At 63.4% G+C, this 26,169-nt stretch carries 22 protein-coding genes; 18 read left to right on the forward strand and 4 right to left on the reverse strand.

Features of this window, described 5'->3' with window-relative positions:
* The first annotated feature begins 202 nt into the window (after positions 1-202).
* From mraY to murB, 6 genes are all read left to right on the forward strand, one after another.
* Entirely contained in the window at positions 203-1,303 is a 1,101-nt protein-coding gene (mraY, locus tag MKZ91_RS16885; protein ID WP_336172219.1) for a phospho-N-acetylmuramoyl-pentapeptide-transferase, read from the forward strand.
* Positions 1,304-1,310: 7 nt separating this feature from the next.
* Positions 1,311-2,702, forward strand: coding sequence for a UDP-N-acetylmuramoyl-L-alanine--D-glutamate ligase (gene murD / locus MKZ91_RS16890; RefSeq protein WP_336172220.1), 1,392 nt, complete (start codon positions 1,311-1,313; stop codon positions 2,700-2,702).
* Positions 2,703-2,800: 98 nt separating this feature from the next.
* Entirely contained in the window at positions 2,801-3,955 is a 1,155-nt protein-coding gene (gene ftsW, locus MKZ91_RS16895; protein WP_336172221.1) for a putative lipid II flippase FtsW, read from the forward strand.
* A 3-nt stretch (positions 3,956-3,958) separates the two neighbouring features.
* The gene (gene murG / locus MKZ91_RS16900; protein WP_336172222.1) at positions 3,959-5,083 is read left to right on the forward strand and encodes an undecaprenyldiphospho-muramoylpentapeptide beta-N-acetylglucosaminyltransferase; all 1,125 of its coding nucleotides are present in this window, start codon (positions 3,959-3,961) and stop codon (positions 5,081-5,083) included.
* Positions 5,080-6,489, forward strand: coding sequence for a UDP-N-acetylmuramate--L-alanine ligase (gene murC, locus MKZ91_RS16905; protein ID WP_336172223.1), 1,410 nt, complete (start codon positions 5,080-5,082; stop codon positions 6,487-6,489). The genes murG and murC overlap by 4 nt, the downstream gene beginning before the upstream one ends.
* A 2-nt stretch (positions 6,490-6,491) precedes the next feature.
* Complete coding sequence (murB, locus tag MKZ91_RS16910; RefSeq protein ID WP_336172224.1) at positions 6,492-7,466, forward strand: UDP-N-acetylmuramate dehydrogenase; 975 nt, start codon at positions 6,492-6,494, stop codon at positions 7,464-7,466.
* Between the two features lie 343 nt (positions 7,467-7,809).
* On the opposite strand, the gene MKZ91_RS16915 is transcribed toward murB, so the two are convergent.
* Entirely contained in the window at positions 7,810-9,120 is a 1,311-nt protein-coding gene (locus tag MKZ91_RS16915; RefSeq protein WP_336172225.1) for an MFS transporter, read from the reverse strand.
* Between the two features lie 428 nt (positions 9,121-9,548).
* On the opposite strand from MKZ91_RS16915, the gene aqpZ reads away from it, so the two are divergent.
* From aqpZ to MKZ91_RS16965, 10 genes are all read left to right on the forward strand, one after another.
* Positions 9,549-10,235, forward strand: coding sequence for an aquaporin Z (aqpZ, locus tag MKZ91_RS16920; RefSeq protein WP_336172226.1), 687 nt, complete (start codon positions 9,549-9,551; stop codon positions 10,233-10,235).
* A gap of 308 nt (positions 10,236-10,543) precedes the next feature.
* Complete coding sequence (locus MKZ91_RS16925; protein ID WP_336172227.1) at positions 10,544-11,470, forward strand: D-alanine--D-alanine ligase; 927 nt, start codon at positions 10,544-10,546, stop codon at positions 11,468-11,470.
* The gene (ftsQ, locus tag MKZ91_RS16930; RefSeq protein ID WP_336172228.1) at positions 11,458-12,408 is read left to right on the forward strand and encodes a cell division protein FtsQ; all 951 of its coding nucleotides are present in this window, start codon (positions 11,458-11,460) and stop codon (positions 12,406-12,408) included. Before MKZ91_RS16925 ends, ftsQ begins: the two co-directional genes overlap by 13 nt.
* Positions 12,405-13,736, forward strand: coding sequence for a cell division protein FtsA (gene ftsA, locus MKZ91_RS16935; RefSeq protein ID WP_336172229.1), 1,332 nt, complete (start codon positions 12,405-12,407; stop codon positions 13,734-13,736). Before ftsQ ends, ftsA begins: the two co-directional genes overlap by 4 nt.
* Before the next feature lie 106 nt (positions 13,737-13,842).
* The gene (gene ftsZ / locus MKZ91_RS16940) at positions 13,843-15,639 is read left to right on the forward strand and encodes a cell division protein FtsZ (RefSeq protein WP_336172230.1); all 1,797 of its coding nucleotides are present in this window, start codon (positions 13,843-13,845) and stop codon (positions 15,637-15,639) included.
* A 334-nt stretch (positions 15,640-15,973) separates the two neighbouring features.
* A complete protein-coding gene (gene lpxC, locus MKZ91_RS16945; protein ID WP_336172231.1) occupies positions 15,974-16,927 on the forward strand; it encodes a UDP-3-O-acyl-N-acetylglucosamine deacetylase in 954 nt (317 codons plus the stop codon).
* A 172-nt stretch (positions 16,928-17,099) separates the two neighbouring features.
* A complete protein-coding gene (locus tag MKZ91_RS16950) occupies positions 17,100-17,966 on the forward strand; it encodes an outer membrane protein assembly factor BamD (RefSeq protein WP_336172232.1) in 867 nt (288 codons plus the stop codon).
* 29 nt (positions 17,967-17,995) lie between these two features.
* Positions 17,996-19,669 (forward strand): DNA repair protein RecN, encoded by a 1,674-nt coding sequence (gene recN / locus MKZ91_RS16955; protein ID WP_336172233.1) that lies wholly within the window; start codon positions 17,996-17,998, stop codon positions 19,667-19,669.
* Positions 19,670-19,855: 186 nt separating this feature from the next.
* Positions 19,856-22,009, forward strand: a complete 2,154-nt coding sequence (ligA, locus tag MKZ91_RS16960) for an NAD-dependent DNA ligase LigA (protein ID WP_336172234.1) — start codon at positions 19,856-19,858, stop codon at positions 22,007-22,009.
* 52 nt (positions 22,010-22,061) lie between these two features.
* Positions 22,062-22,448, forward strand: a complete 387-nt coding sequence (locus MKZ91_RS16965; RefSeq protein ID WP_336172235.1) for a hypothetical protein — start codon at positions 22,062-22,064, stop codon at positions 22,446-22,448.
* 72 nt (positions 22,449-22,520) lie between these two features.
* Here MKZ91_RS16965 and MKZ91_RS16970 read toward each other — a convergent pair whose 3' ends face one another.
* Positions 22,521-22,928, reverse strand: a complete 408-nt coding sequence (locus tag MKZ91_RS16970) for a VOC family protein (RefSeq protein WP_336172236.1) — start codon at positions 22,926-22,928, stop codon at positions 22,521-22,523.
* 161 nt (positions 22,929-23,089) lie between these two features.
* The gene (locus tag MKZ91_RS16975) at positions 23,090-23,983 is read right to left on the reverse strand and encodes a LysR family transcriptional regulator (protein WP_336172237.1); all 894 of its coding nucleotides are present in this window, start codon (positions 23,981-23,983) and stop codon (positions 23,090-23,092) included.
* A gap of 126 nt (positions 23,984-24,109) precedes the next feature.
* Between MKZ91_RS16975 and MKZ91_RS16980 the strand changes: the two genes are divergently transcribed.
* Entirely contained in the window at positions 24,110-24,520 is a 411-nt protein-coding gene (locus MKZ91_RS16980; protein ID WP_336172238.1) for a (R)-mandelonitrile lyase, read from the forward strand.
* 132 nt (positions 24,521-24,652) lie between these two features.
* The gene (locus MKZ91_RS16985; protein WP_336172239.1) at positions 24,653-25,630 is read left to right on the forward strand and encodes an aldo/keto reductase; all 978 of its coding nucleotides are present in this window, start codon (positions 24,653-24,655) and stop codon (positions 25,628-25,630) included.
* Positions 25,631-25,902: 272 nt separating this feature from the next.
* Here the strand turns inward: MKZ91_RS16985 and MKZ91_RS16990 are convergent, their stop codons facing one another.
* The gene (locus MKZ91_RS16990; RefSeq protein WP_336172240.1) at positions 25,903-26,034 is read right to left on the reverse strand and encodes a hypothetical protein; all 132 of its coding nucleotides are present in this window, start codon (positions 26,032-26,034) and stop codon (positions 25,903-25,905) included.
* Positions 26,035-26,169 lie beyond the last annotated feature (135 nt).

Raw genomic sequence — 26,169 nt, forward strand, 5'->3', positions numbered from 1 at the left:
TGGGCGCGCCCTAACATCTTCGCATACATGCGCGTATCGTTTTTCAGATGATTCTGTTGGACGGATTTCAGACTATACAGCGCCGCGCGTCTTATGAGACGCGCAAAGGTCGCTGTAACATTTTAAACGGCTGCATAATTTTGGCCTTAAATCGATTCCGATTTAAGGAATTGTGCAGAAAACCTTTGGGGAAAGGTCCCTTATGCTCATTTGGCTCGTGGAACTGGCGGACCACTTTCAGTTTTTCAATCTATTTCGCTACATCACGTTCCGCACCGGCGCGGCGCTGTTCACGTCGGCCATCATCGTTTTCCTGTTCGGCCCGGCGATGATTGCCTCGCTGCGCATTCGCCAGGGCAAGGGCCAGCCGATCCGCGCCGACGGGCCGCAGACGCATTTCAAGAAGGCCGGCACGCCGACCATGGGCGGCCTGATGATTCTCGCCGGCATCGTCGTCTCGTCGCTGCTGTGGGCCGATCTTTCGAGCGTCTACGTGGTCTCGACCCTGCTCGTCACCCTCGGTTTCGGTGCCATTGGCTTCTACGATGATTACCTCAAGGTTACGAAGCAGTCGGACAAGGGCTTTTCCGGCAAGGCGCGCCTCGGCATCGAATTCGTGATCGCCGCCGTCGCCGTGTTCTTCATGATGCAGGCCTCGGTTTCGAGCGGTGTTGCCGGTTCGACCTTCGGCTCCTCGGTGACGTTCCCCTTCTTCAAGGACCTGGTCCTCAACCTCGGCTACTTCTTCGTGCTGTTCGGCGGTTTCGTCATCGTCGGCGCCGGCAATGCGGTGAACCTCACCGACGGCCTCGATGGCCTTGCGATCGTGCCGGTCATGATTGCGGCTGCCGCCTTCGGCCTGATCGCCTATCTCGCCGGTAACGCCGTTTTCGCCAACTACCTGCAGATCCATTTCGTGCCTGGCACCGGCGAGCTTGCCGTCATCCTCGGCGCCGTCATCGGCGCCGGCCTCGGCTTCCTCTGGTTCAATGCGCCGCCGGCGGCCATCTTCATGGGTGACACGGGATCGCTCGCGCTCGGCGGCCTGATCGGCACGGTTGCCGTTGCCGTCAAGCACGAGATCGTCATGGTCATCATCGGCGGCCTCTTCGTGATGGAAACGCTGTCGGTGATCATCCAGGTCTTCTGGTTCAAGCGCACCGGCCGCCGCGTCTTCCTGATGGCGCCGATCCACCACCATTTCGAAAAGAAGGGCTGGACCGAAAGCCAGGTCGTGATCCGCTTCTGGATCATCGCCGTCATCCTGGCGATGGTCGGCCTCTCCACCCTCAAGCTGCGGTGATCAGACGATGATCGCGGTCACCACCTTCAAGGGCAGGAAAGTCGCTCTCTTTGGTCTCGGCGGTTCGGGTCTGGCAACGGCCGAGGCGCTGGTCGCCGGTGGTGCCGACGTCACCGCCTGGGACGATAATCCTGATAGCGTTGCCAAGGCGTCTTCTGCCGGCGTGCCGACGGCGGACCTGCGTTCGGTCGATTGGTCCGGCTTTGCCGCCTTCGTGCTTTCGCCGGGCGTGCCGCTCACCCATCCGAAGCCGCACTGGACGGTCGATCTTGCCCATGCTTCCGGCGTCGAGATCATCGGTGATGTCGAGCTCTTCGTGCGCGAACGCCGGGCGCATGCGCCCGATTGCCCGTTCATTGCCATTACCGGCACCAACGGCAAGTCGACCACCACGGCGCTGATCGCCCACATCCTCAGAGAAAGCGGTCGGGACACCCAACTCGGCGGCAATATCGGCACGGCGGTGCTCACTCTCGACCCACCGAAGGCCGGCCGCTTCTATGTGGTCGAGTGCTCGTCCTACCAGATCGACCTGGCGCCGACGCTGAACCCGACGGCGGGTATCGTGCTGAACCTCACGCCCGACCATCTCGATCGCCACGGCACGATGCAGCACTATGCCGACATCAAGGAACGGCTGGTCGCCGGCAGCGGCACGGCGATCGTCGGCGTCGACGACAGTTTCTCGGCGCTGATTGCCGATCGCGTCGAGCGTGCCGGCACCAAGGTCGTGCGCATTTCGCGCCGCCATGTGCTCGCCAATGGTTTTTACGCCGAAGGCTCGCGCATCTTGAAGGCCGAAGGCGGCACGTCCAGCCTGTTCGTCGATCTCGACGGCATCCAGACGTTGCGCGGCGGCCACAACGCCCAGAACGCGGCCGCAGCCATTGCCGCCTGCCTTTCGGTCGGCGTCAGCGCGGCCGAGATCATAAGCGGGCTCAAAAGCTTCCCCGGCCTCAAACACCGCATGCAGCCGGTCGGCCGCAAGGGTGCGGTGGTCTTCGTCAACGACAGCAAGGCAACGAATGCGGATGCTGCAGCGCCCGCGCTTTCGAGCTACGAGCGGATCTACTGGATTGCCGGCGGTCTGCCGAAGGAGGGAGGCATCACGACCCTTGCGCCCTTCTTCCCGAAGATCGTCAAGGCCTATCTGATCGGCGAGGCCGCACCCGCCTTTGCGGCAACGCTCGGCGAGGCGGTTCCCTATGAGATTTCGGGCACGCTGGAGCAGGCGGTCGCGCATGCGGCAGCCGATGCGGGCAGGGATGAAGCGGGTGCTTCCGCCGTGATGCTCTCCCCGGCTTGCGCAAGCTTCGACCAGTATAAGAATTTCGAGGTACGCGGTGATGCCTTCGTCGGCCACGTGCGGGCGATCGAAGGCGTAACGATGCTGATCTGACGCTGGCCGATCAGGCGCCGCAGGCGCAAGGCGGATAGCGATGATGCCGGGGTTTCGGACGTGGGGCGCGATGGGCGCCGGAGAAGGGGACTGACAAGATGGTAAGCCGAGCCGAACGTGGCCCCGTGGCCGACTGGTTCTGGACGATCGACAGGTTCTTTCTGGCGACCTTCATCCTGTTGATGGGCGTCGGCTTCATGTTGTCCTTCGCCGCAAGCCCGGCGGTCGCCGAGCGCATCGGCCTCGACAGCTTCCACTTCGTCAAGCGCCACGCGCTCTTCCTGTTGCCGTCGCTGGTGGTGATGGTCGGCATCTCCTTCCTCTCGCCGCGCCAGGTCAGGCGCGCTGCGATCCTGCTTCTCGGCGGCTCGCTCGCGATGATGGTGCTGGTGCTCTTCGTCGGTGAAGAGGTGAAAGGGTCGATGCGCTGGCTTTCGATCGCCGGCATCTCGATCCAGCCGTCCGAATTCATGAAGCCGGCCTTCGTCGTCGTCTGTGCCTGGCTCTTCTCCGAGCATGCGCGGCAGCCGGAAATCCCCGGCAATCTCTTTGCCATCCTGCTCTTCGGCATCGTCGCGGCGCTGCTTGTCGCCCAGCCCGACCTTGGCCAAACGATCCTGACGACGGCCGTTTGGGGCGGCATGTTCTTCATGGCCGGCATGCCGTGGCTGTGGATCATCCTGCTTGGCGGTGCAGCACTTGGTGGCTTCTTCGTCGCCTATACGATGCTGCCGCACGTGGCTGCCCGTATCGACAAGTTCCTGACCGGCGAAGGCGACACCTTCCAGATGGACACCGCGCGCGAGGCGATCATCCGCGGCGACTGGTTCGGCCGGGGCCCAGGCGAAGGCATCGTCAAGCGCATCATCCCGGACAGCCATACCGACTTCGTCTTTTCCGTTGCGGCCGAGGAATTCGGCATCGTCTTTTGCATGTTGATCGTGCTGATCTTCGCCTTCCTGGTGATGCGCGGCCTCAACCATGCTTTCCGCGAGCGCAACGACTTCAACCGGTTCGCCGTTGCCGGCCTGGTCCTCCAGATCGGCATCCAGTCGATGATCAACATCGGCGTGAACCTCGAACTGCTCCCGGCCAAGGGCATGACCCTGCCGCTGATCTCCTATGGTGGCTCGTCCATGGTGGCGATCTGCGTGACTGCCGGCTTCATCCTGGCTTTGACCCGTCACCGCCCGGAGAAGCGCGCCGTGGAGCGCAGCCTGTTTCGGTCCGGCATTGGTGTGCCGGCGGAGTAAAATATGACTAAAGGCATCATCCTGCTTGCCGCCGGCGGTACCGGCGGCCATCTCTTTCCGGCGGAAGCGCTGGCGCACGAACTGAAGGCCGGCGGCTATTCGGTGCACCTCGTTACCGACAGCCGTGCCGAGCGTTATGCCGGCAAGTTCCCGGCCGACGAAGTGCATGTCGTGCCCTCGGCGACGATCGGCTCGAAGAACCCGATCAGTGTCGCGAAGTCGCTCTGGACGCTGTGGACCGGCATGCGCGCCGCGCGCAAGCTGATCGCGCGGCTGAAGCCGAAGGCCGTCGTCGGCTTCGGTGGCTACCCGACCGTGCCGCCGCTCCTGGCGGCAACCGGCATGGGCGTTCCCTCAATCATCCACGAGCAGAATGCCGTGATGGGCCGCGCCAACAAGGCACTCGCCTCGCGCGTCAAGGCGATTGCCGGGGGCTTCCTGCCCGAGGGTACCGGCGCCTTTGCGGCCAAGACCGTGACGACGGGCAATCCGGTGCGCCCCGCGGTGCTTGGTGCTGCAAACGTGCCCTATGCAACGGCCACCAGTGACGCGCCGTTCCATCTCGTCGTCTTCGGCGGCAGCCAGGGCGCGCAATATTTCTCCAAGACGGTGCCTCAGGCGATCTGCCGGCTGGATGATGCGCGTCGCCAGCGCCTGAAGGTCACCCAGCAGGCCCGGCCGGAAGACAAGGACGGGGTGATCGCCACCTATGACAAGCTCGGCGTTCCGGCCGAAGTCTCGCCGTTCTTCACCGACATGGCCGAGCGGATCGCCGGCGCCCAGCTCGTCATCTGCCGCTCGGGCGCCTCGACGGTTTCGGAGCTTTCGGTGATCGGCCGTCCGGCAATTCTGGTGCCCTATCCCTATGCGCTCGACCACGACCAGGCGGCCAATGCCGCAGCGCTTGCCGCCAAGGGCGGTGCGCGGGTGATCGCGCAAAGTGAACTGACCGCGGATCGACTTGCCGGCATCCTGAAGGATGCGCTCGACAATCCGCAATCGCTCGCCCAGATGGCGGCAAACGCCCGGGAAACCGGCAAGCCGGATGCAGCAAGCTTGCTTGCATCTCTCGTAGAGGCTATTGCCAGCGGTTTGACAGTCGAGAAATTCAGGGAAACACGCTCATGAAAATGCCGAAAACCATCGGGCTGGTTCATTTCATCGGTATCGGCGGCATCGGCATGAGCGGCATTGCCGAGGTGCTGCACAATCTCGGCCATCGCGTCCAGGGTTCCGACCAGGCCGACAGCGCCAATGTGCAGCGCCTGCGCGCCAAGGGCATCGAGGTCTTCGTCGGCCACAAGGCTGAAAACCTCGGCGATGCCGAGGTGATCGTCGTTTCGACCGCGATCAAGAAGGACAATCCGGAACTGATCGCCGCGCGCGAAAAGTTTTTGCCGGTCGTGCGCCGGGCCGAGATGCTCGCCGAACTCATGCGCTTCCGCAACGCGATCGCAATTGGCGGTACGCACGGCAAGACGACGACCACCTCGATGGTCGCAGCGCTGCTTGAAGCCGGCAACCTTGATCCGACCGTCATCAACGGCGGCATCATCAACGCCTACGGCACCAATGCCCGCATGGGCGAGGGCGAGTGGATGGTGGTGGAGGCCGACGAGTCCGACGGCACTTTCCTGAAGCTTCCGGCCGACGTGGCCGTCGTCACCAATATCGACCCCGAGCATCTCGACCATTACGGCAATTTCGATGCGGTGCGCGCCGCCTTCCGCCAGTTCGTCGAGAACGTGCCCTTCTACGGCTTCGGCGTGCTCTGCCTCGACCATCCCGAAGTGCAGACCATGGTCGGCAAGATCGAGGACCGCAAGGTCGTCACCTATGGCGAAAACCCGCAGGCCGACGTGCGCTTCCACAACATCCGCATGAACAACGGCACGTCCGTGTTCGACATCGAGATCCGCCGCCGCCGCACCGGCCAGGTGATCACGATGAAGGACCTGCGCCTGCCGATGCCCGGCCGTCACAACGTGTCCAATGCGACGGCGGCGATCGCGGTTGCCCAGCGGCTCGGCATCAGCCCGGAAGCGATCGCCAAGGGGCTTGCCTCCTTCAGCGGCGTCAAGCGCCGCTTCACCTTTACCGGCGACTGGAAGGGCGTGCGCGTCTATGACGACTATGGCCACCATCCGGTCGAGATCAAGGCGGTGCTGCGTGCCGCGCGCGAGGCCTGCCAGGGCCGAATCATCGCCGTGCACCAGCCGCACCGCTACTCACGCCTTTCGAGCCTGTTTGAAGATTTCTCCGCCTGCTTCAACGACGCTGACACGATCCTGATCGCGCCCGTCTATGCGGCCGGCGAAGACCTCATACCGGGTGCAACGGCTGAAGAGCTGGTCGATCGCATCAAGGCCGGCGGTCACCGTGATGCCCGTTACGTTTCCGGTGCGGAAGCAATCGCACCGGTTGTCAGCAAGATTGCACAGCCCGGCGATTTTGTGGTTCTCTTGGGGGCTGGCAGCATCACCTACTGGGCGGCTGCCCTGCCCAAGGAACTCGCGGACATTTCAGGAAATTGAGCATGAAACAGGTCAACGGTCAGAAACTACTGGAATCGCTCGGAAGTGGTGTCAGCGCTGTGCGCGGCCGCATCACGCCGGATGCGCCGATGGATCGTGTCACCTGGTTCCGCGCCGGGGGTCTTGCCGAGCTGATGTTCCAGCCGCACGACACGGACGATCTCGTCACCTTCCTGAAGCTGGTGCCGGCCGAAGTGCCGGTCATGGTGGTCGGCGTCGGCTCGAACCTGCTCGTGCGTGACGGCGGCATTCCCGGCGTCGTCATCCGTCTCTCGGCCAAGGGTTTTGGCGATCTCGAGCTTGTCGGCGAGAACCGCATCAAGGCCGGCGCCATCTGCCCGGACAAGAACATCGCGGCGATGGCACTCGACCACGGCATCGGCGGCTTCTACTTCTTCTACGGTATTCCCGGCTCGCTCGGCGGCGCCCTGCGCATGAACGCCGGCGCCAATGGTTCGGAGACCCGCGAGCGCGTCGTCGAGGTCCATGCGATCGACCGCCAGGGCAACCAGCACGTACTGTCGAATGCCGACATGGGCTACGCCTATCGCCATTCGTCGGCGCCGAAGGACCTGATCTTCACCCATGCGATCTTCGAAGGTTACGCCGAAGACAAGAACAAGATCCGGACCGACATGGACGCCGTGCGCCAGCATCGCGAAACGGTGCAGCCGATCCGCGAAAAGACCGGCGGTTCGACCTTCAAGAACCCGGAGGGCCATTCGGCCTGGAAGCTGATCGACGAAGCCGGCTGCCGCGGCGTGATGATCGGCGGCGCGCAGATGTCGCCGCTGCACTGCAACTTCATGATCAATACCGGCCAGGCGACCGGCTACGAGCTCGAATATCTCGGCGAAACCGTGCGCCAGCGCGTGCTCGAACATTCGGGCGTCCGGCTCGAATGGGAAATCAAGCGCATCGGCAACTTCATGCCGGGTTATGAGATCAAGGAATTCCTCGGCCGCGGCATCGCCTGAGGCTGAGATAGATAGCGATTTGGGAAGGGCCGCAGTGGCAACGCTGCGGCCCTTTCTGCTTTTGGGGCGATGAGAGCCGATAGGTGGCCACATCCTCCGTCATGCTCGGGCTTGACCCGAGCATCCATTCTCCAGCCGCGACATAGGGCGCCTTGGGAATGGATGCTCGGGTCAAGCCCGAGGATGACCGCGGGTTGGGTGGCATGGTGGTCAAGGATCGATGTTCGACAGTTCTCCGCTTTCTCGCAGAGTGTGCCCGTACCAAAGACGCAAAAGGCCGCAGCGTCGCCGCTGCGGCCCTTCCTGTTTGTTGCCGGCCTCGCGTTGCGCAGCCAAACCTGTATCAGGCCGAAACCTCGTCTTCCGTCGACAGCACCAGGCACAACAGAGTGATGGCGGCGGCGGCCAGCAGGTAGTAGCCGACATAGTCCAGGCTGTAGTTGGTGGCGAGCCAAGTGGCGATATAGGGCGCCAGCGACGCGCCGAAGATGCCGGCGAGGTTGAAGGTCATCGACGCGCCGGTGTAGCGCACCGAGGTCGGGAAGGGGGCGGCAAGGGCTGCACCGATCGGGCCATAGGTGAGGCCCATGAGGCCGAGGCCGATGATCGAGAACAGGAAGGCGCCGCCAAGGCCCCCGGCAAGAAGCGGGGCCATGAACAGGCCGAAGACGCCGATGCTGATCGTGGTGACGATCAGGATCAGCCGGCGGCCATAACGGTCCGAGAGGATACCGGCAACCGGGATCATCAGGCCGAAGAAGACGACGCCGGTCATCTGCACCACGAGGAACTGCTCGCGGGAATAGCCGAGCTTGGCCGTGCCCCAGGAGAGCGAGAACACCGTCATCAGGTAGAAGAGCACGAAGGTGGCAAGTGCCACGAAGGTGCCGAGTACCAGGCTGCGCTTGTGGAAGCGGAAGATCTCGGCGATCGGCACCTGCACGCGTTCGTGGCTGTCGACCGCCTTCTGGAACTCCGGCGTCTCGGTGATCTTCAGGCGCACGTAGAGCCCGACGGCGACGAGCAGGATGCTGGCGACGAACGGCACGCGCCAGCCCCAGGCGAGGAAATCTTCGTTGCTCATCACCTGGCCGAGGACCAGGAAGGTGCCGGCCGAGAGGATGAAGCCGATCGGCGCGCCGAGCTGCGGGAACATGGCATACCAGCTGCGCTTGCCCTCCGGTGCGTTTTCGGTGGCGAGCAGCACCGCGCCGCCCCATTCACCGCCAAGGCCGAGGCCCTGGCCGAAGCGGCACAGCGCCAAAAGCAGCGGAGCCGCGACACCGATCGTCGCATAGGTGGGCAGAAGGCCGATGACGACGGTGGAGATGCCCATGGTCATGAGCGCTGCAACCAGCGTTGCCTTGCGGCCGACCTTGTCGCCGAAATGGCCGAAGACCACGGCGCCGAACGGGCGGGCGAAGAAGGCGATCGAGAAGGTCGCGAAGGATTGCAGCATCGCCGAGGTCGGGTCGGCGGTCGGGAAGAACAGGTGCGGGAACACCAGCACCGCGGCGGTGGCGTAAACGTAGAAGTCGAAGAATTCGATGGTCGTGCCGACGAGGCTTGCGAACAGCACCCGGGCAGGGGAGTTCACTGCCGCGGGCTTGGACGCCTTGTCCTTCGGCGACAGGGAGGTTGTCGCGTCTGTCATTATTATAGTTCCTGATAGGGATGTGAGGCCGTCTTGGGAGGCGGTTGCCGGCGTCTTAACGCAAGTTTCGGCAAGGCGAAACCCTGAATTCGTAAGAAATGCGAACGAATTTGGCGCCGTGCGCAGCATTATTCCCTGCTGCACGTTTCCCTTAATCGTAACCGATTAAAGGACAAAAACATGCAGCAATTCAAAGTGCTACAACGTCCTTTGCGCGTCTGACAAGACGCGCGGCGCTGTAGGCGCATGGCTCGCCCGATTGGCCGGCCCGCATTGCTTCGTCCTTGGGCATGGTCGCCATCGTTGCCGGCCTTACTCGCCTCTTGCGGGCGCTTGGCCCCGTCGGACAACCCGGCTTGACCGGAATCAAATTGTGGCAAACTCTCCGCAGCTGAAGCGATCGGCTTCGTTTTTTCAGGAGCGAATGCATGTTCAAAAGGCTTTCTGCAGAGTTCTTGGGTACATTCTGGCTCGTTTTCGGTGGTTGCGGCAGCGCGGTTCTGGCGGCTGCCTTTCCTGAGGTTGGTGTTGGCCTCCTCGGCGTTTCCTTTGCGTTCGGTCTCACGGTCCTGACCATGGCCTATGCGGTCGGTGGCATTTCCGGCGGACATTTCAATCCGGCCGTGTCGGTGGGGCTGGTGGTCGCCGGCAAGTTTCCGTCGCACAAGCTCGTCGGCTACGTCATCTCCCAGGTGCTCGGCGCGATCGCCGCTGCCGCGGTGCTCTATCTGATCGCCAGCGGCAAGGCCGGCTTCCAGCTCGGCGGCTTTGCGGCCAATGGTTATGGCGAGCATTCGCCGGGTGGCTACTCGTTGACATCGGCACTGGTTATCGAGGTGGCGCTGACGTTCTTCTTCCTGTTCATCATTCTTGGCGCCACCCATGGCCGTGTGCCAGCCGGGTTCGCGCCGATCGCCATCGGCCTGGCGCTGACGCTCATTCACCTTGTCTCGATTCCGGTGACCAACACTTCCGTCAACCCCGCCCGCTCGACCGGCCAGGCCCTCTTCGTCGGCGACTGGGCGCTCGCGCAACTGTGGCTGTTCTGGCTGGCGCCGATCGTCGGCGCGGTGATTGCCGGCACCGTCTGGAAGATTGTCGGCGACGACGACTGAGACGCGTTACACCGTCGAAATGGAGCCCGCCGCCCTTGTTTGCGGCGGGCTTTTTCATTTTTTTCGCGTCTTCTGCATTTGATTCAGGATTGCTCTGCAACCCTTTGAACTCTCGCTAAAATGCCTTGTCGTATATGCGCCTGTGCGCGTGATGCGCGTTTCATTTCCCGACTAAGGTTAACGAAAGTAAACGGTTCGTTAACCATAATGGCGCTCTAGTGCCCCCAATGGCGTGGTGACTCGCGAGGGCGGCAATCAGCCAGACGCAAGGAAACCTTGCGATAGTGGCGTATTGTCTGGGGGTTTGAATGAGCGGCAAGCATGTGGCTGTCCTGATGGGCGGGTTTTCTTCGGAGCGACCGGTTAGCCTGTCGTCCGGGGCTGCCTGCGCGGATGCCCTCGAGGCTGCCGGCTATCGCGTCACCCGGATAGATGTCGATCGCAACGTTGCGGAAGTGCTGGCCGCCTTGCGTCCGGATGTCGCCTTCAATGCGCTTCACGGGCCCTTCGGTGAAGACGGTACGATCCAGGGCATCCTCGAATATCTGGAAATTCCCTACACCCATTCCGGCGTACTTGCCTCGGCGCTTGCCATGGACAAGGCGCAGGCCAAGGCCGTTGCTGCCGCATCCGGCATTCCGGTTGCCGACGCGCAGGTGATGGACCGTCACGCCTTCGGTCCCAAGCACCCGATGAAGCCACCCTATGTCGTCAAGCCGGTCCGCGAAGGCTCGAGCTTCGGCGTCGTCATCGTCAAGGAAGATCAGTCGCATCCGCCGCAGGTGGTGACCTCGAGCGAATGGCGTTACGGCGACCGAATCATGGTCGAGCGCTATGTCGCCGGCCGCGAACTGACCTGCGGCGTGATGGGCGAGACGGCGCTCGGTGTCACCGAGATCATCCCGCAAGGGCATGCTTTCTACGATTATGATTCCAAATACGTAAAAGGCGGTTCGAGCCACGTCATTCCGGCACAGATTTCACCAAATATTTACCAAAAAATACAAACACTCGCTCTGAAGGCGCATCAGGCAATCGGTTGCCGCGGCGTCAGCCGATCCGACTTTCGCTTCGATGACGGTGCCACCGGTGAGGGTGAGCTGATCTGGCTGGAAATCAACACCCAGCCCGGCATGACGCCCACATCCCTGGTGCCCGAGATGGCCGCGCATGCCGGTTACAGCTTTGGTGAGTTTTTGAGTTGGATGGTGGAGGACGCGTCGTGTTTGCGTTGAGGGGCAGAAGGGGCAAGAGGGTTCGTCACCTCGATGGCGATCTCTCCGTCGACGTCGATGGTGCGCGCGTTTTGCCGCGGCCGCTTCGCCGTGCCGTTCGTTTCCTTGTCAGTCTCGGTTCCGGCCGTATCCGTTTTCCGGCCCATACGGGCACGATCTCGGCGCTCGCCTTTTTTGCGGCGACCGGCTTTTACGGCATGTCGCTCGGTGGCCACACGCAAAATGTCGCCCAGGCTTCGACCACGGCCGCCGGCTTTGCGATCGAGGACGTCAAGGTTTCCGGCAACGATCAGACCTCGGAGATCGACATCCTCCAGCAGCTCGGTCTCGATGGCACGACGTCGCTGGTGGCGCTCGATATCGCCGAGGCGCGCAAGCTGATTGCGGAAATGCCCTGGGTCCAGGGCGTGACCGTGCGCAAGGTCTATCCGGGTACGATCGAGGTCAATCTCACCGAACGCAAGGCCTTCGGCATCTGGCAGCACGGCTCCGATCTCTCGCTGATCGAAAGAAGCGGCAGCGTGATTGCGCCGCTGCGCGACAACAAGTTTGCCGCCCTGCCGCTCTTCGTCGGCCGCGACGCCGAAACGGCGGCCGCTGATTTCTACGACGAATTTTCCCGCTGGCCGGAAATCCGCTCGCGTGTGAAGGCCTTCGTGCGCGTGGCCGGTCGCCGCTGGGACCTGCGCCTCGACAACGGCATCGTCGTCAAGCTGCCGGAGCACAACGTCGCCCAGGCGATGAAGGTGCTCTTCGCTATGGAAAGCCAGCACCAGCTCCTCGAGCGCGACATCGCTGCCGTGGACCTGAGGCTCGAAGACAGAACCACAGTTCAGTTGACGCCGGAAGCAGTGACCCGGCGCGAAGTTGCCTTGAAGGCGAGGGACAAGATGCTGAAGGCGCAGGAGACCGAGAAGAAGAAAGAGGGCCGCATATGAGTTTGTTCGGTTCCTCCAGCTTTGGCCTGCCGCGCCTGAAGCCGCTTTCCTCGAAGCGGTCTCATGTCGTCTCGGTGCTGGATATCGGTTCGACCAAGGTGGTCTGCATGATCGGCCGGCTGACGCCGCGCGCCGAGAGCCAGATCCTGCCGAACCGCACCCACAGCATCGAAATCATCGGCATCGGCCATCAGAAGTCGCGTGGCGTCAAGAACGGCGTCGTCGCCGATCTCGATGCGGTGGAAAGCGTCGTGCGGCTTGCGGTCGACGCAGCCGAGCGTATGGCCGGCCTTACCATCGACAGCCTCATCGTCAACGTTTCGGCCGGCCGGTTGCAGAGCGACGTCTACACAGCGACGATCGATCTCGGCGGCCAGGAAGTCGACGCCAATGATCTGCGCAAGGTTCTTTCGGCCGCCGGCCAGCAATCGCTGCGCTCCGACCGTGCCATCCTGCACTCGCTGCCGACCGGCTTCTCGCTCGACGGCGAGCGCGGCATCCGCGATCCGCTCGCCATGTTCGGCGACGTTCTCGGCGTCGACATGCATGTGCTGACGGCGGAACGGGCGGCTCTCAAGAACCTCGAACTCTGCGTCAACCGCGCCCACCTCTCGGTCGAGGGCATGGTGGCTACACCCTATGCCAGCGGCCTTGCCGCACTCGTCGATGACGAAGTCGAACTCGGCTGTGCCGCGATCGACATGGGTGGCGGCACGACGACGATCTCGGTCTTTGCCGAAGGCAAACTGGTTCACGCCGATGCCGTCAGCCTTGGCGGTCATCATGTCACGACGGATCTCGCGCGCGGTCTTTCGACCCGTATCGAAGACGCCGAGCGGCTGAAGGTCGTTCACGGTTCGGCACTGCCCAACAGCGCCGACGAACGCGACATCGTCTCGGTCCCGCCGATCGGCGAGGACGACCGCGATCAGCCGACGCATGTGCCGCGCGCGCTCGTCTCGCGCATCGTGCGCGCCCGCATCGAAGAGACGCTGGAACTCATCCGCGACCGCATCCAGCGCTCGGGCTTCAGCCCGATCGTCGGCAAGCGCATCGTTTTGACGGGCGGCGCCAGCCAGCTGACCGGGCTTCCGGAAGCAGCGCGCCGCATCCTCGCCCGCAATGTTCGCATCGGCCGTCCGCTCGGGGTTTCCGGGCTGCCGGCCGCTGCCAAGGGCCCGGCCTTCTCCACGGCGGTCGGCCTGATGATCTATCCGCAGGTCGCTGACCTCGAGACCCATGCCTCCCACGGCGGCATGTTCTCGGTGCTCGGCGCCGGCAACGGCCGCATCGCCCGCATGGGCCAGTGGCTGAAGGAAAGCTTTTGAGTGAAGACCGGCTCCGACAGGGACGAGGCCGGGTGAAGACAAACTAGGACTTTGAAAGATTTGGCCGGCTCGGCAAGGCGGCCAGAAAACAGAAGGAACGGGTACAATGACTATCAACTTGCAGAAGCCGGATATCACGGAGCTGAAGCCCCGCATCACCGTCTTTGGTGTGGGTGGCGGTGGCGGTAACGCCGTCAACAACATGATCACCGCGGGCCTCCAGGGCGTCGATTTCGTCGTCGCCAACACCGACGCCCAGGCGCTGACCATGACCAAGGCCGAGCGCATCATCCAGATGGGTGTTGCTGTGACCGAAGGTCTCGGCGCCGGTTCGCAGCCGGAAGTCGGCCGCGCGGCCGCCGAAGAGTGCATCGATGAAATCATCGATCACCTCAACGGCACCCACATGTGCTTCGTCACCGCCGGCATGGGCGGCGGCACCGGCACCGGTGCAGCCCCGATCGTTGCCCAGGCCGCCCGCAACAAGGGCATCCTGACCGTCGGCGTCGTCACCAAGCCGTTCCATTTCGAAGGCGCGCGGCGCATGCGCCTCGCCGACCAGGGCATTGCCGAACTGCAGAAGTCGGTCGACACCCTGATCGTCATCCCCAACCAGAACCTCTTCCGCATCGCCAACGACCGCACCACCTTTGCGGACGCTTTCGCGATGGCTGACCAGGTTCTCTATTCGGGCGTTGCCTGCATCACCGACCTCATGGTCAAGGAAGGCCTCATCAACCTCGACTTCGCCGACGTCCGCTCGGTGATGCGTGAAATGGGCCGCGCGATGATGGGCACCGGCGAAGCTTCGGGCGAGGGCCGCGCACTGGCCGCAGCCGAAGCCGCGATTGCCAACCCGCTGCTCGACGAAACCTCGATGAAGGGTGCCCAGGGTCTGCTGATCTCGATCACCGGCGGCCGCGACCTGACGCTGTTCGAACTCGACGAAGCCGCAACCCGCATTCGCGAAGAAGTCGACCCGGATGCCAACATCATCCTCGGCGCGACCTTCGACGAAGAACTCGAGGGCCTGATCCGCGTCTCGGTCGTCGCCACCGGCATCGACCGTACGGCCGCGGAGGTAGCGGGTCGTTCCGCCGACTTTCGTCCGGTAGCAGCAAAGCCGGTCGTCCGTCCGTCGGCCGCCATCCCGGCGCAGCAGCCGGTCGCCCAGCATCAGCCGGCTCCGGTTCACCAGCCGGTGATGCAGCAGCCTGTTGCCCAGCCGGTGCAGCAGCCGGTACAGCCGCAGGCCTCCGCCGACCAGATCGCCGCCGCCATCCGCGAAGCCGAGATGGAGCGCGAGCTCGACATCGCGACCCGCGCCGCCCAGGCCCAGGTTCAGGCTCCGGTTCAGCCGGCGCATGAAGAGAACTTCCGCCCGCAGAGCAAGCTTTTCGCCGGTGCAGCACCGGTAGAAGCCGCTCCCGTCATGCGCCAGCCGCAGCCGCAGATGCAGCCGGTTCAGGCCCAGCCTCAGCCTCAGCCGCAGCCGGTGATGCGCCAGGAGCCGGTCGCTCCGGTGATGCGCCAGCAGCCGGAACAGGTTCGCATGCCGAAGGTCGAGGACTTTCCGCCGGTCGTAAAGGCCGAGATGGATCGCCGCGCCCAGCCGGCCGCCGCACCGATTGCGGAAGAGCGTGGCCCGATGGGTCTCCTCAACCGCATCACCAGCTCGCTTGGCCTGCGTGAGCGCGAGCAGGCGCCGGCAGCCGCCGACATGACGGCTTCCGCACCGACGGCTGCCTCCCAGCAGCGCCGGCCGCTCTCGCCGGAAGCGAGCCTCTATGCGCCGCGTCGCGGCCAGCTTGACGATCACGGTCGCGCCTCGCCGCAGGCGGCGCGCCCGCAAGAAGATGATCAGCTCGAAATCCCGGCGTTCCTGCGCCGTCAGTCGAACTGATTGGAAGGCCCGTTCCTTCACCTTGCCGAATGCCCGGGCAACTGCCCGGGCATTTTTGCATTTACTTCATCATTTCAGTTGTTTGTTCCAATGTTACGGACCGTCGTAAATGCGTAACAAAGCGAAACGAACAGTGATTTGGAATGGTGCCTCCAAACTCCTATTTTCAGTATCGGAATTGGGGACGCATGCGATTCGATCACGCGCTGTCTGTTCGAAACGCAGAGGATCGGTTTTTGTGCCGAAACTCTCGGGTGCCTTGCTTGTGCCCTGAAGTGCGCTGCGTCCGCCAGAAGATTTTGGCCATCGGCCACAGGTATTGAAAGTGACGAGAATGGGAATCGAACTGCTCGGGTTTCAGACGACGATCGCAAGTCCGGTAACGCTCAAGGGAATTGGCGTGCACTCCGGCGCCGACGTGTCGATCACCTTCCATCCGGCGGAAGCCGATGCGGGCATCGTTTTCCAGCGCGTTCTCTCCAATGGCCGGGTGAGCGAATTCAAGGCCGTTTCCTCGCAGGTCGGCAACACTGATCTGTGCACCGTTCTCGGCATGTCGCCGGCCACGTCGATCGCCACGATCGAACACGTGATGGCTGCGATCTACGCGCTCGGCCTCGACAACCTGACGATCGAAGTGCACGGCGCCGAAATGCCGATCATGGACGGCAGCTCCGAACCCTTCATCGACGCGATCGAGCAGGTGGGCGTGCGCGCCCTTGCGGTCAAGCGCCGTTATATCCGTATCGTCAAGCCGGTCCGCATCGAGTCGGGTGCGTCCTGGTCGGAGTTCACCCCCTATGACGGCATGCGCTTCGAAGTCGAGATCGACTTCGACAGCCCGCTGATCGGTCGCCAGTCCTGGAAGGGCGACATGACGCCGTCGGTGTTCAAGAACGAACTGTCGCGCGCTCGTACCTTCGGCTTCATGCGTGACGTCGAGCGGCTTTGGGCTGCCGGTTTCGCACTCGGCTCCTCGCTCGAAAATTCGGTGGTCATTTCCGACGACAACACGGTGATCAATGTCGAGGGCCTGCGTTACACCGACGAATTCGTGCGCCACAAGACGCTGGATGCCGTTGGTGACCTTTCGCTTGCCGGCGCGCCGTTCATCGGCTGCTACCGCTCCTATCGCGGCGGCCACAAGATGAACGCCAATGCGCTGAAGGCGCTGCTCAGCGATCCGACGGCTTACGAGGTCGTCGAAACGGCAACCCCGCGTCAGCGCACCCGTGCGCGCGATATGGTTGCTGTGGCAGTTCCGGGCTTCGCGCCCTGGTCCGCATAACAAAAAAAGTTAATATCTCCTCCAGTCGCCGGCCGAAAGGCCGGCATTTTCATGATAGAGCTGCCACAAATTTGCATGAATCACCGATCATGACGTTGCGGTCTTGAGGTAACTTGCTCTAAAAGCGCATCTCTGGCGGGGTCCTGCCCGCGGAGTGGAACGGGAATATCCGATGGTTCTTGCAGTTTCTGTTGATTTGAGAAGGTCAGCGCGCGTCGCCGCCGTCATCGTGGCGGCCATTGCCGGCAGCGCCCTGATTACCGCCTGCCAGAACGATCCCGATATCGACATCACCAAGCTGACGGCCGAAACCGATCCGCCGGAAGTGCTTTACAACCAGGGTCTTGCCAACCTCAATGCCGGCAAGACCACGGAAGCGGCGCGCAAGTTCGAAGCGCTCGACCGCCAGCACCCGTTCTCGGAATATGCCCGCAAGGCGCTGGTCATGAACGCCTTCGTCTCCTACCGCAACGGTCAGTACCAGGAGGCGATCAACGCCACCGGCCGTTATCTCAATCTCTATCCGCAGTCGGAAGACGCGGCCTACGCGCAGTATATCCAGGGGCTTGCCTATACCAAGCAGATCCCGGCTGTCACGCAGGACCAGAAGCCGGCGCTCAGGGCAATCGAGGCGATGCAGGCAGTCGTCGACCGCTACCCGGAATCCGAATATGTCGACGACGCCAAGTCGAAGATCCGCTTCGCGCGCGACCAGCTCGCCGGCAAGGAGATGCAGGTCGGTCGCTACTATCTCGAGCGCAAGGAATATCTGGCCGCCGTGTCGCGCTTCCGCGTCGTCATCGAGCAGTATCCGAACACCAACCAGGTGGAAGAAGCGCTGGCACGCCTCACCGAGGCCTATTTCGCGATGGGCGTGACCCAGGAGGCGCAGACGGCTGCCGCCGTTCTCGGCCACAACTATCCGGACAGCCAGTGGTACGCCGATTCCTTCAAGCTGCTGCAGTCGGGTGGCCTCGAGCCGCGTGAAAGCGGCAACTCCTGGATTTCGCGCGCTGCAAAGAACCTCATCGGCGCCTGATCCTTTCGGCGCCTGTCAAGGAAGACCGGATGCTCGCCCAGCTCTCGATCCGCGATATCGTCCTGATTGAACGGCTTGACCTGGCTTTTGATGCCGGTCTCTCCGTGCTGACCGGCGAAACCGGCGCCGGCAAGTCCATCCTGCTCGACAGTCTGTCGCTCGCCCTTGGTGGGCGCGGCGATGGCTCGCTTGTGCGCCATGGGTCCGAGAAGGGCCAGGTGACGGCGGTTTTCGACGTTCCTGCCGACCATTCCGCGCGGCTGATGCTGCGTGAGAACGGCATCGACGACGATGGCGACCTGATCTTCCGCCGCGTGCAATCGGCCGACGGCCGCACCAAGGCCTATGTCAACGACCAGCCGATCAGCGTCCAGTTGATGCGCCAGCTCGGGCAGACGCTTGTCGAAATCCACGGCCAGCACGATGACCGCGCGCTCGTCGATATCGACGCCCATCGCACGCTGCTCGACGCCTTTGGCGGTACGGCCGAGGAGGCGCAGCACGTCGCCGACCTCTATCGCGCCTGGAAGGATGCCGAGCGCGGGCTGAAGAAGCACCGCGAACGGGTCGAGGCGGCAGCGCGCGAAGCCGATTACCTGCGTTCCTCTGTCGAGGAACTGGAAAAACTTAGCCCCCGCGACGGCGAGGAAGACGAGCTTGCCGAGAAGCGGGCACGGATGATGAAATCCGAGCGCATCGCCGGCGACATCAGCGAGGCCTCGGAGTTTCTGAACGGCAATGCGTCGCCGGTTCCGCTGATTGCCTCGCTGGTGCGTCGCCTGGAACGCAAGAGCCAGGAGGCGCCGGGCCTGCTCGAAGAGACGGTCGAGTTGCTCGATGGCGCGCTCAACCAGCTTTCCGACGCCCAGATGGCGGTCGAGCGGGCGCTGCGCAACACCGAATTCGATCCGAAGGAACTGGAGCGGGTGGAGGAGCGGCTGTTTGCGCTACGCGCCGCCAGCCGCAAATACTCCGTGCCGGTGACCGAACTGCCGGCCCTTGCCGTGCGGATGATCTCCGATCTTGCCGATCTCGATGCCGGTGAGGAAAAACTGAAGCAGCTTGAAGGCCAGGTCGGTGTGGCGCGGGTGGCGTTCGATGCGGCCGCGCGCTCGCTCTCCGCCAAGCGCCACAACACCGCAAGCGCCCTTTCCGACGCGGTCATGGCCGAACTGCCGGCACTCAAGCTGGAACGTGCCCGCTTCATGGTGGAAGTGCAGAGCGATCCGGTCCAGCCAACGGTCGACGGCATCGATCTCGTCGAATTCCACGTACAGACCAACCCGGGCACGCGGCCAGGGCCGATCATGAAGGTCGCCTCGGGCGGCGAACTCTCGCGCTTTCTCCTGGCGCTGAAGGTGGCGCTGGCCGATCGCGGCTCGGCGCCAACGCTCGTCTTCGACGAAATCGACACCGGCGTTGGTGGTGCTGTCGCTGACGCCATCGGCCAGCGGCTGAAGCGGCTTTCGGGCACGGTGCAGGTGCTCTCCGTCACCCACGCGCCGCAGGTGGCCGCGCGTGCCGCCACGCATCTCTTGATCTCCAAGGGTCCCTCAGCCGAGAAAGCCGAGATGATTTCGACCCGGGTCGCCCGCATGGACGACAGGGCCCGCACCGAGGAAATCGCCCGCATGCTCGCCGGGGCCTCGATTACCGAAGAGGCGAGGGCGGCCGCGGCGCGACTGCTCGCCGGAAACGGCTAGGACGCTTGCATCCTTTCATTCGACCGTGGTGCTGATCTTAACACCGGTTTGGATCAGGCAGGCGTGCTGTGGCGTGCCGGATAAGCGCCGCCGTCCCCTCGCGAGATCAAAACGCATGCCTTTGGATGGCCTTTTCTTTCCCGCCGGTTGTTCTACAAAACGGTACCGAATCCGGAGTCGTCGCGTATGTCCAATGAATTGAAGCCCGTCGAGAATCTCACCGAAGCGGAAGCAGCTGGCGAACTCGCCTTTCTCGCCGCCGAACTGGCGCGGCATGATGCACTCTATCACGGGCAGGACGCGCCGGAGATTTCGGATGCGGACTATGACGCGCTGAAGCGGCGCAACGACGCGATCGAGGCCCGTTTTCCGGCGCTGATCCGGGACGACAGCCCGTCGAGGAAGGTGGGGGCGGCACCGTCCGTCACCTTCCAGCCGGTGGTCCATGCCCGGCCGATGCTGTCGCTCGACAACACCTTTTCCGATGAAGACGCGCGCGATTTCGTCGCCTCGGTCTATCGTTTCCTTGGGCAGTTGCCCGACAATTCGATCGCCTTTACCGCCGAGCCGAAGATCGACGGTCTATCGATGTCGCTGCGCTACGAGAACCGGCGTCTGGTGACGGCCGCCACGCGCGGCGACGGAACGACCGGCGAAAACGTCACCGCCAACATCCGCACCATCGGCATGATACCGCAGACGCTGCCGGCAGGCGCCCCCGATGTCGTCGAAGTGCGCGGCGAAATCTACATGGCAAAGTCCGATTTCGCAGCACTCAACGCCGAGATGGCGGCGCTCGGCAAGCCGCTCTACGTCAATCCGCGCAACACGGCATCCGGGTCGCTTCGCCAGCTCGACGCCAAGGTGACGGCGAGCCGCAAGCTGCGCTTCTTCGCCTATGCCTGGGGCGAGATTTCGGAAATGCCGGCCGACACCCAGATGGGCATGGTCGAGGTGTTCAAGACCTGGGGCTTCCCGGTCAATCCGCTGATGCAGCGGCTGACCTCGGCTGATACGCTGCTCGAACACTACCACCACATCGAGCGCGAGCGGCCGGATCTCGATTACGACATCGACGGTGTCGTCTACAAGGTCGACCGGCTCGACCTGCAGGCGCGCCTCGGCTTCCGCTCGCGCTCGCCGCGCTGGGCGACGGCACACAAGTTCCCGGCCGAGCAGGCGTTTACCCGGCTGACGGCGATCGACATCCAGGTGGGGCGCACCGGCGCGCTGACGCCTGTGGCGCGGCTCGAGCCGATCACCGTCGGTGGCGTCGTCGTCACCAATGCGACGCTCCACAACGAGGACTACATCAAGGGGCTCGGCAATTCGGGCGAGGCGATCCGCGAAGGCCGCGACATCCGCATCGGCGACATGGTCATCGTGCAGCGTGCAGGCGACGTCATCCCGCAGATCGTCGATGTCGTCATGGATGAGCGCAAGGAAGGTGCGGAGCCCTACCGTTTCCCGACCACATGCCCGGTTTGCGGCAGCCATGCCGTGCGCGACATCAACGAGAAGACCGGCAAGGTGGACGCGGTGCGCCGCTGCACCGGCGGTTTCGTCTGCCGCGCGCAAGCCGTCGAGCACCTGAAGCACTTCGTCTCGCGCAACGCCTATGACATCGAGGGGCTGGGCTCGAAGCAGATCGAGTTCTTCTTCGAAAGCGAGGACCCGACGCTTTCGATCCGCACGGCGCCCGATATCTTCACGCTGGAAAAGCGCCAGGAAGCGTCGCTTACCAAGCTCGAGAACATCGACGGTTTCGGCCGGGTCAGCGTGCGCAAGCTCTATGAGGCGATCAACACCCGCCGCTCGATCGCGCTGCATCGCTTCATCTACGCGCTCGGCATCCGCCATGTCGGCGAGACGACGGCAAAGCTGCTCGCGCGCTCCTATGGCACTTACGAGCACTTCGGCACGGCGATGAGCGAGGCTTCGACCTTTGCCGGCGACGCCTGGAACGAACTCAACAGCATCGACGGCATCGGCGAGGTGGTCGCCCGCGCGATCGTCGAGTTCTACAAGGAGCCGCGCAACCTCGAAGTCGTCACGCGGCTCTTGTCCGAGGTGACGCCGGAGGCGGCGGAAGCGCCGGTTGCCTCAGACAGCCCGGTTGCCGGCAAGACTGTCGTCTTTACCGGTTCGCTTGAAAAGATGACGCGCGACGAGGCCAAGGCGAAGGCCGAGAGCCTCGGCGCCAAGGTGGCGGGATCGGTGTCGAAGAAGACCGATATCGTCGTGGCCGGTCCGGGTGCCGGCTCCAAGCTCGACAAGGCCCGCGAACTCGGCGTCCAGACGATGGACGAGGACGAGTGGCTGGTGCTGATCGGCGGGTAGGGGGCTTCCTCGTGATCCCATTCTGGTCTGAGGGTGGCTGGAAGGCAGGGCAATGTCTGAGTTTCTGCAATTGGTTTGGGCCAAGGGCCCCGAAGGCCGCGTCACACATGATGATGTGGTTCGGCGGGCGGGCACTTTGGATAACTGGGAGTTCTACAACGCCGCTGCCATCGAAATTGCAAGGAAGTACCATCACGGAGCGCTTACCTACCGCTTCTGCGACGGGGTCATGAACGATCTCTGGAGCGCGGTGCAGGCGGGCTTCGGTAGCGGCCACAACACGCTGCCTCAACCTGTCTACGAAGTTTATGAAGCGTTTGATGCCGGGGAATACCACCGGGCAGAAGACGGGAGCGATGACCCGATCGCCGATTTTACCGATCCTCACATTGCGGACCTGGTGGGCAGTTTCGGTTCTTGGGGCGCAAGCAATGCATGATCGGCGGAAAGTGGTTGGCCCGGGGCTTGAGGAGCCCCGGGCCGTTTGTCTTATGGGTTCGACAGCAGGCGGTCAGCCCTTCTGTTGAGCGGCTTCCTGGTCCATCCACATGAATTCCCAGACGTGGCCGTCGAGGTCCTGGAAGGAGATGCCGTACATGAAGCCGTAGTCGAGCGCGGGCTTCCAGGGCTTGGCGCCGGCGGCAAGGGCCTTGGCGAGCATCTCGTCGACTTCGGCGCGGCTGGAGGCCGAAAGCGCGGTGATGACCTCGGTGCCTTTCCGGGCGTCGCTGATCTCGCCGGTAATGAAGTCGCGGAACTTCGGCTCGGTCAGAAGCATCACGAAAATATTGTCCGAGATCACCGTGCAGGCGGCGGTGTCATCGGAGAACTGCTCGTTGAAGGTGAAGCCTAAGGCGGCGAAGAACGCGCGCGAGGCCTTCAGATCCTTGACCGGCAGGTTTACGAAAATCATGCGCATGGAATGCTCCTTGGGAATGGATTTTGTGTTTTACGAACTAAGGACGAATGCCGGCCGATGGTCCCGACACCAGCTCAAAGATTTTTTTGAGCTGATGAGATTTGGGGTGCAACCTAGAGGTTTCAAGGGCGTTTGACGGGCCGAGCAAGCGTGGCTTGGACTTAGCCCCGATAGCGCAGCGCCTCCACCAGCACCGCAAAGGCCGGTGAGGACTGGCGGCGGCTGGGGTAGTAGAGGTGGTAGCCGGGAAATGGGGCGCACCAGTCTTCGAGCACGCGGATCAGCCGGCCTTCGGCGATGTGAGGGAGAACCGATTCCTCGGGTACGAAGGCGAGGCCGAAGCCAGCGAGGCAGGCGGTGAGCCGGTGGGCGAGGCGGCTGAAGACCAGCTGCCCGTCGACGCGGACCTTCAGCTCGCGCCCGTCCTTTTCAAACTCCCAGGCATAGATGCCGCCATAGGTGGGAAGCCGCAGATTGATGCAGCGGTGCTGGGTCAGGTCCTGCGGGATCTGCGGTTTCGGATGTTTTTCGAAATAGCCTGGTGTGCCGACCACGGCCATGCGCATGTCCGGCCCGATGCGCACGGCGATCATGTCCCTGGCGACCTGTTCGCCGAGGCGCACGCCGGCGTCGTAACGCTCGGCGACGATGTCGGTGAGGCCGTAGTCGATTGTTATCTCGACCTTGATATCGGGATAATCGGGCAGGAGCTTTTCGAGTTTCGGCCAGAGCACGGTCTCGGCCGCATGTTCGGCGGTGGTGATGCGCACCGTGCCTGCGGGCTTGTCCCTGACGTCGCTCAGCGCCGTCAGTTCCGTTTCCAGCTGCTCGAAATGCGGCACGAGGGAGGACAGCAGCCGTTCTCCGGCTTCCGTCGGCGAGACGCTGCGGGTGGTGCGGGTCAAGAGGCGCACGCCAAGCCGGGCTTCGAGCGCCCGCATGCTGTGGCTCAGCGCCGATTGTGAGACACCGAGCTGGGCGGCCGCCCGCGTGAAGCTGCGCTCACGCGCGACGGCTGCAAAGGCGATGAGGTCGTTGATGTTCTCGCGCAGCATTCATGAGCCTCATTCATAGGTCTATGCCGTTTATACCATCTAATCGTGGACCGCGGCCATGGCTAGATTGTCCACAGCAACAGAACGGACGGCGGAACCCAAGGGTCCGCCCAAGGAGTAGACGCCATGGAGATCAGGAGAAGCGGCTCGCAACCCTCGGCGAGCGGGCCGGAGGACTGGTTCAGCGGAACGGTGCGCATCGACCCGCTGTTTCCCGTGCGCGACCCTGCGCGCGCCGCCGGCAACGCCGTCACCTTCGAGCCCGGTGCCCGCACCGCCTGGCACACCCACCCGCTCGGCCAGGTGCTGATCGTCGTTTCCGGTTTCGGCCGCGTGCAGCGCCGGGGCGGGCCGATCGAGGAGATCCGGCCGGGCGACGTCGTCTGGTTTGAGCCGGGCGAGAAACACTGGCACGGCGCGGCACCGACGACGGCGATGACCCATATCGCCATCCAGGAATCCCTCGGCGGCAGGGCGGTCGACTGGATGGAGAAGGTCACCGACGCCGAGTACGGCGCTCACGCGATCCCCGAGTAGCCCCGGCACCGCTTGTCTATGACCGCGCCGCCAATCCCGGAAAATCATGCCGTGCTCGTCCGCAACGGGCCGCAGCCAGCCGGGCCGCCGGATCTGGTGGCGAAATCGCAAAGCCAATTACGGAGCAGTGACATGCAGAAACGGAAGCTTGGAAAGAGCAATCTGGAGGTTTCGGCCATCGGCCTTGGTTGCATGGGCTTAAGCTACGGCTACGGCCCGGCGACGGAGCGGTCTGAGGCGATCCGGCTGATCCGCGCGGCGCATGAGCTGGGCGTCACCTTCTTCGACAGCGCCGAGGCCTATACCGGCAACGAGGATCTGGTCGGCGAGGCGCTGGGGCCGATCCGCGATCAGGTGGTGATCGCCACCAAGTTCGGCTTCGTCAACGGCGATGTCAGCCAGGGGCTGGACAGCCGGCCGGAGCGCATCCGTCAGGTTGCCGAAACCGCGCTGAAGCGGCTGAGGACAGACCGGATCGACCTGTTCTACCAGCACCGCGTCGATCCCAACGTCCCGATCGAGGACGTGGCCGGCACGGTCAAAGACCTGATCGCCGAAGGCAAGGTCGGCCATTTCGGGATGTCGGAGGCGGGTGTCTCCTCGATCCGCCGGGCGCATGCGGTGCAAAAAGTGACGGCGCTGCAGAGCGAATACTCGCTCTGGTGGCGGGAACCGGAAGCGGAGATCCTGCCGCTGCTCGAAGAGCTCGGCATCGGCTTCGTGCCCTTCAGCCCGCTCGGCAAGGGGTTCCTGACCGGCGCGATCAACGAGAACACGACCTTCGACCAAAGCGATTTTCGCATGATCGTGCCGCGGTTCTCAGCCGACGCGCGACGCGCCAACCAGGCTCTGGTCGATCTTTTGGGCGCGATTGCCGATGCCAAGGGCGTGACCAAGGCGCAGATCGCGCTTGCCTGGCTGTTGGCGCAAAGGCCCTGGATCGTGCCCATCCCCGGCACGACGCAGCGGCACCGGCTGGAAGAAAATCTCGGGGCGGCGGGTGTCAGCCTGACTGCCGAGGAGCTTGGCCAGATCCAGGCAGCGCTCTCCGCCATCGAGGTGCAGGGTGCCCGCTATCCGCAGCATCTGCAGCAGCGGGTCGGGAGGTAGGGCGAGGAGCGTAAGTCATAGGCATCGCTTGCGGAAGCGGGTATCGCGTTCTCGGCGTAAGTCGCGGAGAGAATTCGGCATTGATACCTCCTCCCTCATTCCTGCGCTCGTCGCAGGATTCCAGCAACCCAAGTCCTTGGGCTGAACGGGTTCTTTGACCCGTCGGACGTCGGGTCGCTGGATCCCCGCCACGAGGGCGAGGATGAGGGAGAGTGAGGCGCAGTTCGCGCCAAACCGCCACCGTGGGGAGGTGATATTCGACCCCTGCCGAGTTACTTCAGCGTGCAAACGCCATTGGCGCCGCCCTTGCCGGTGTAGGAGACGCTGGGCGAGCCGTCCGGGTTGATGCTGAGCGAAATGGTGACGTCGCCGCCCTTTGCCTCGTAGTAGTTCTCGTTGAACACCTTCAGTTTGGCTTCCTTGCCGTTGATATAGACCGGGCCGCCTTCATCGGCATGGACCTAGGCTCAGGACCTATTAATTTCGTTTGAGATGTGATTCACGGTTCCGAAAGGAGACCGTGATGGGTGATTTGTTTC

Source organism: Ensifer sp. MJa1 (genome assembly GCF_037026475.1).
In the GTDB taxonomy this organism is placed as follows: domain Bacteria; phylum Pseudomonadota; class Alphaproteobacteria; order Rhizobiales; family Rhizobiaceae; genus Ensifer.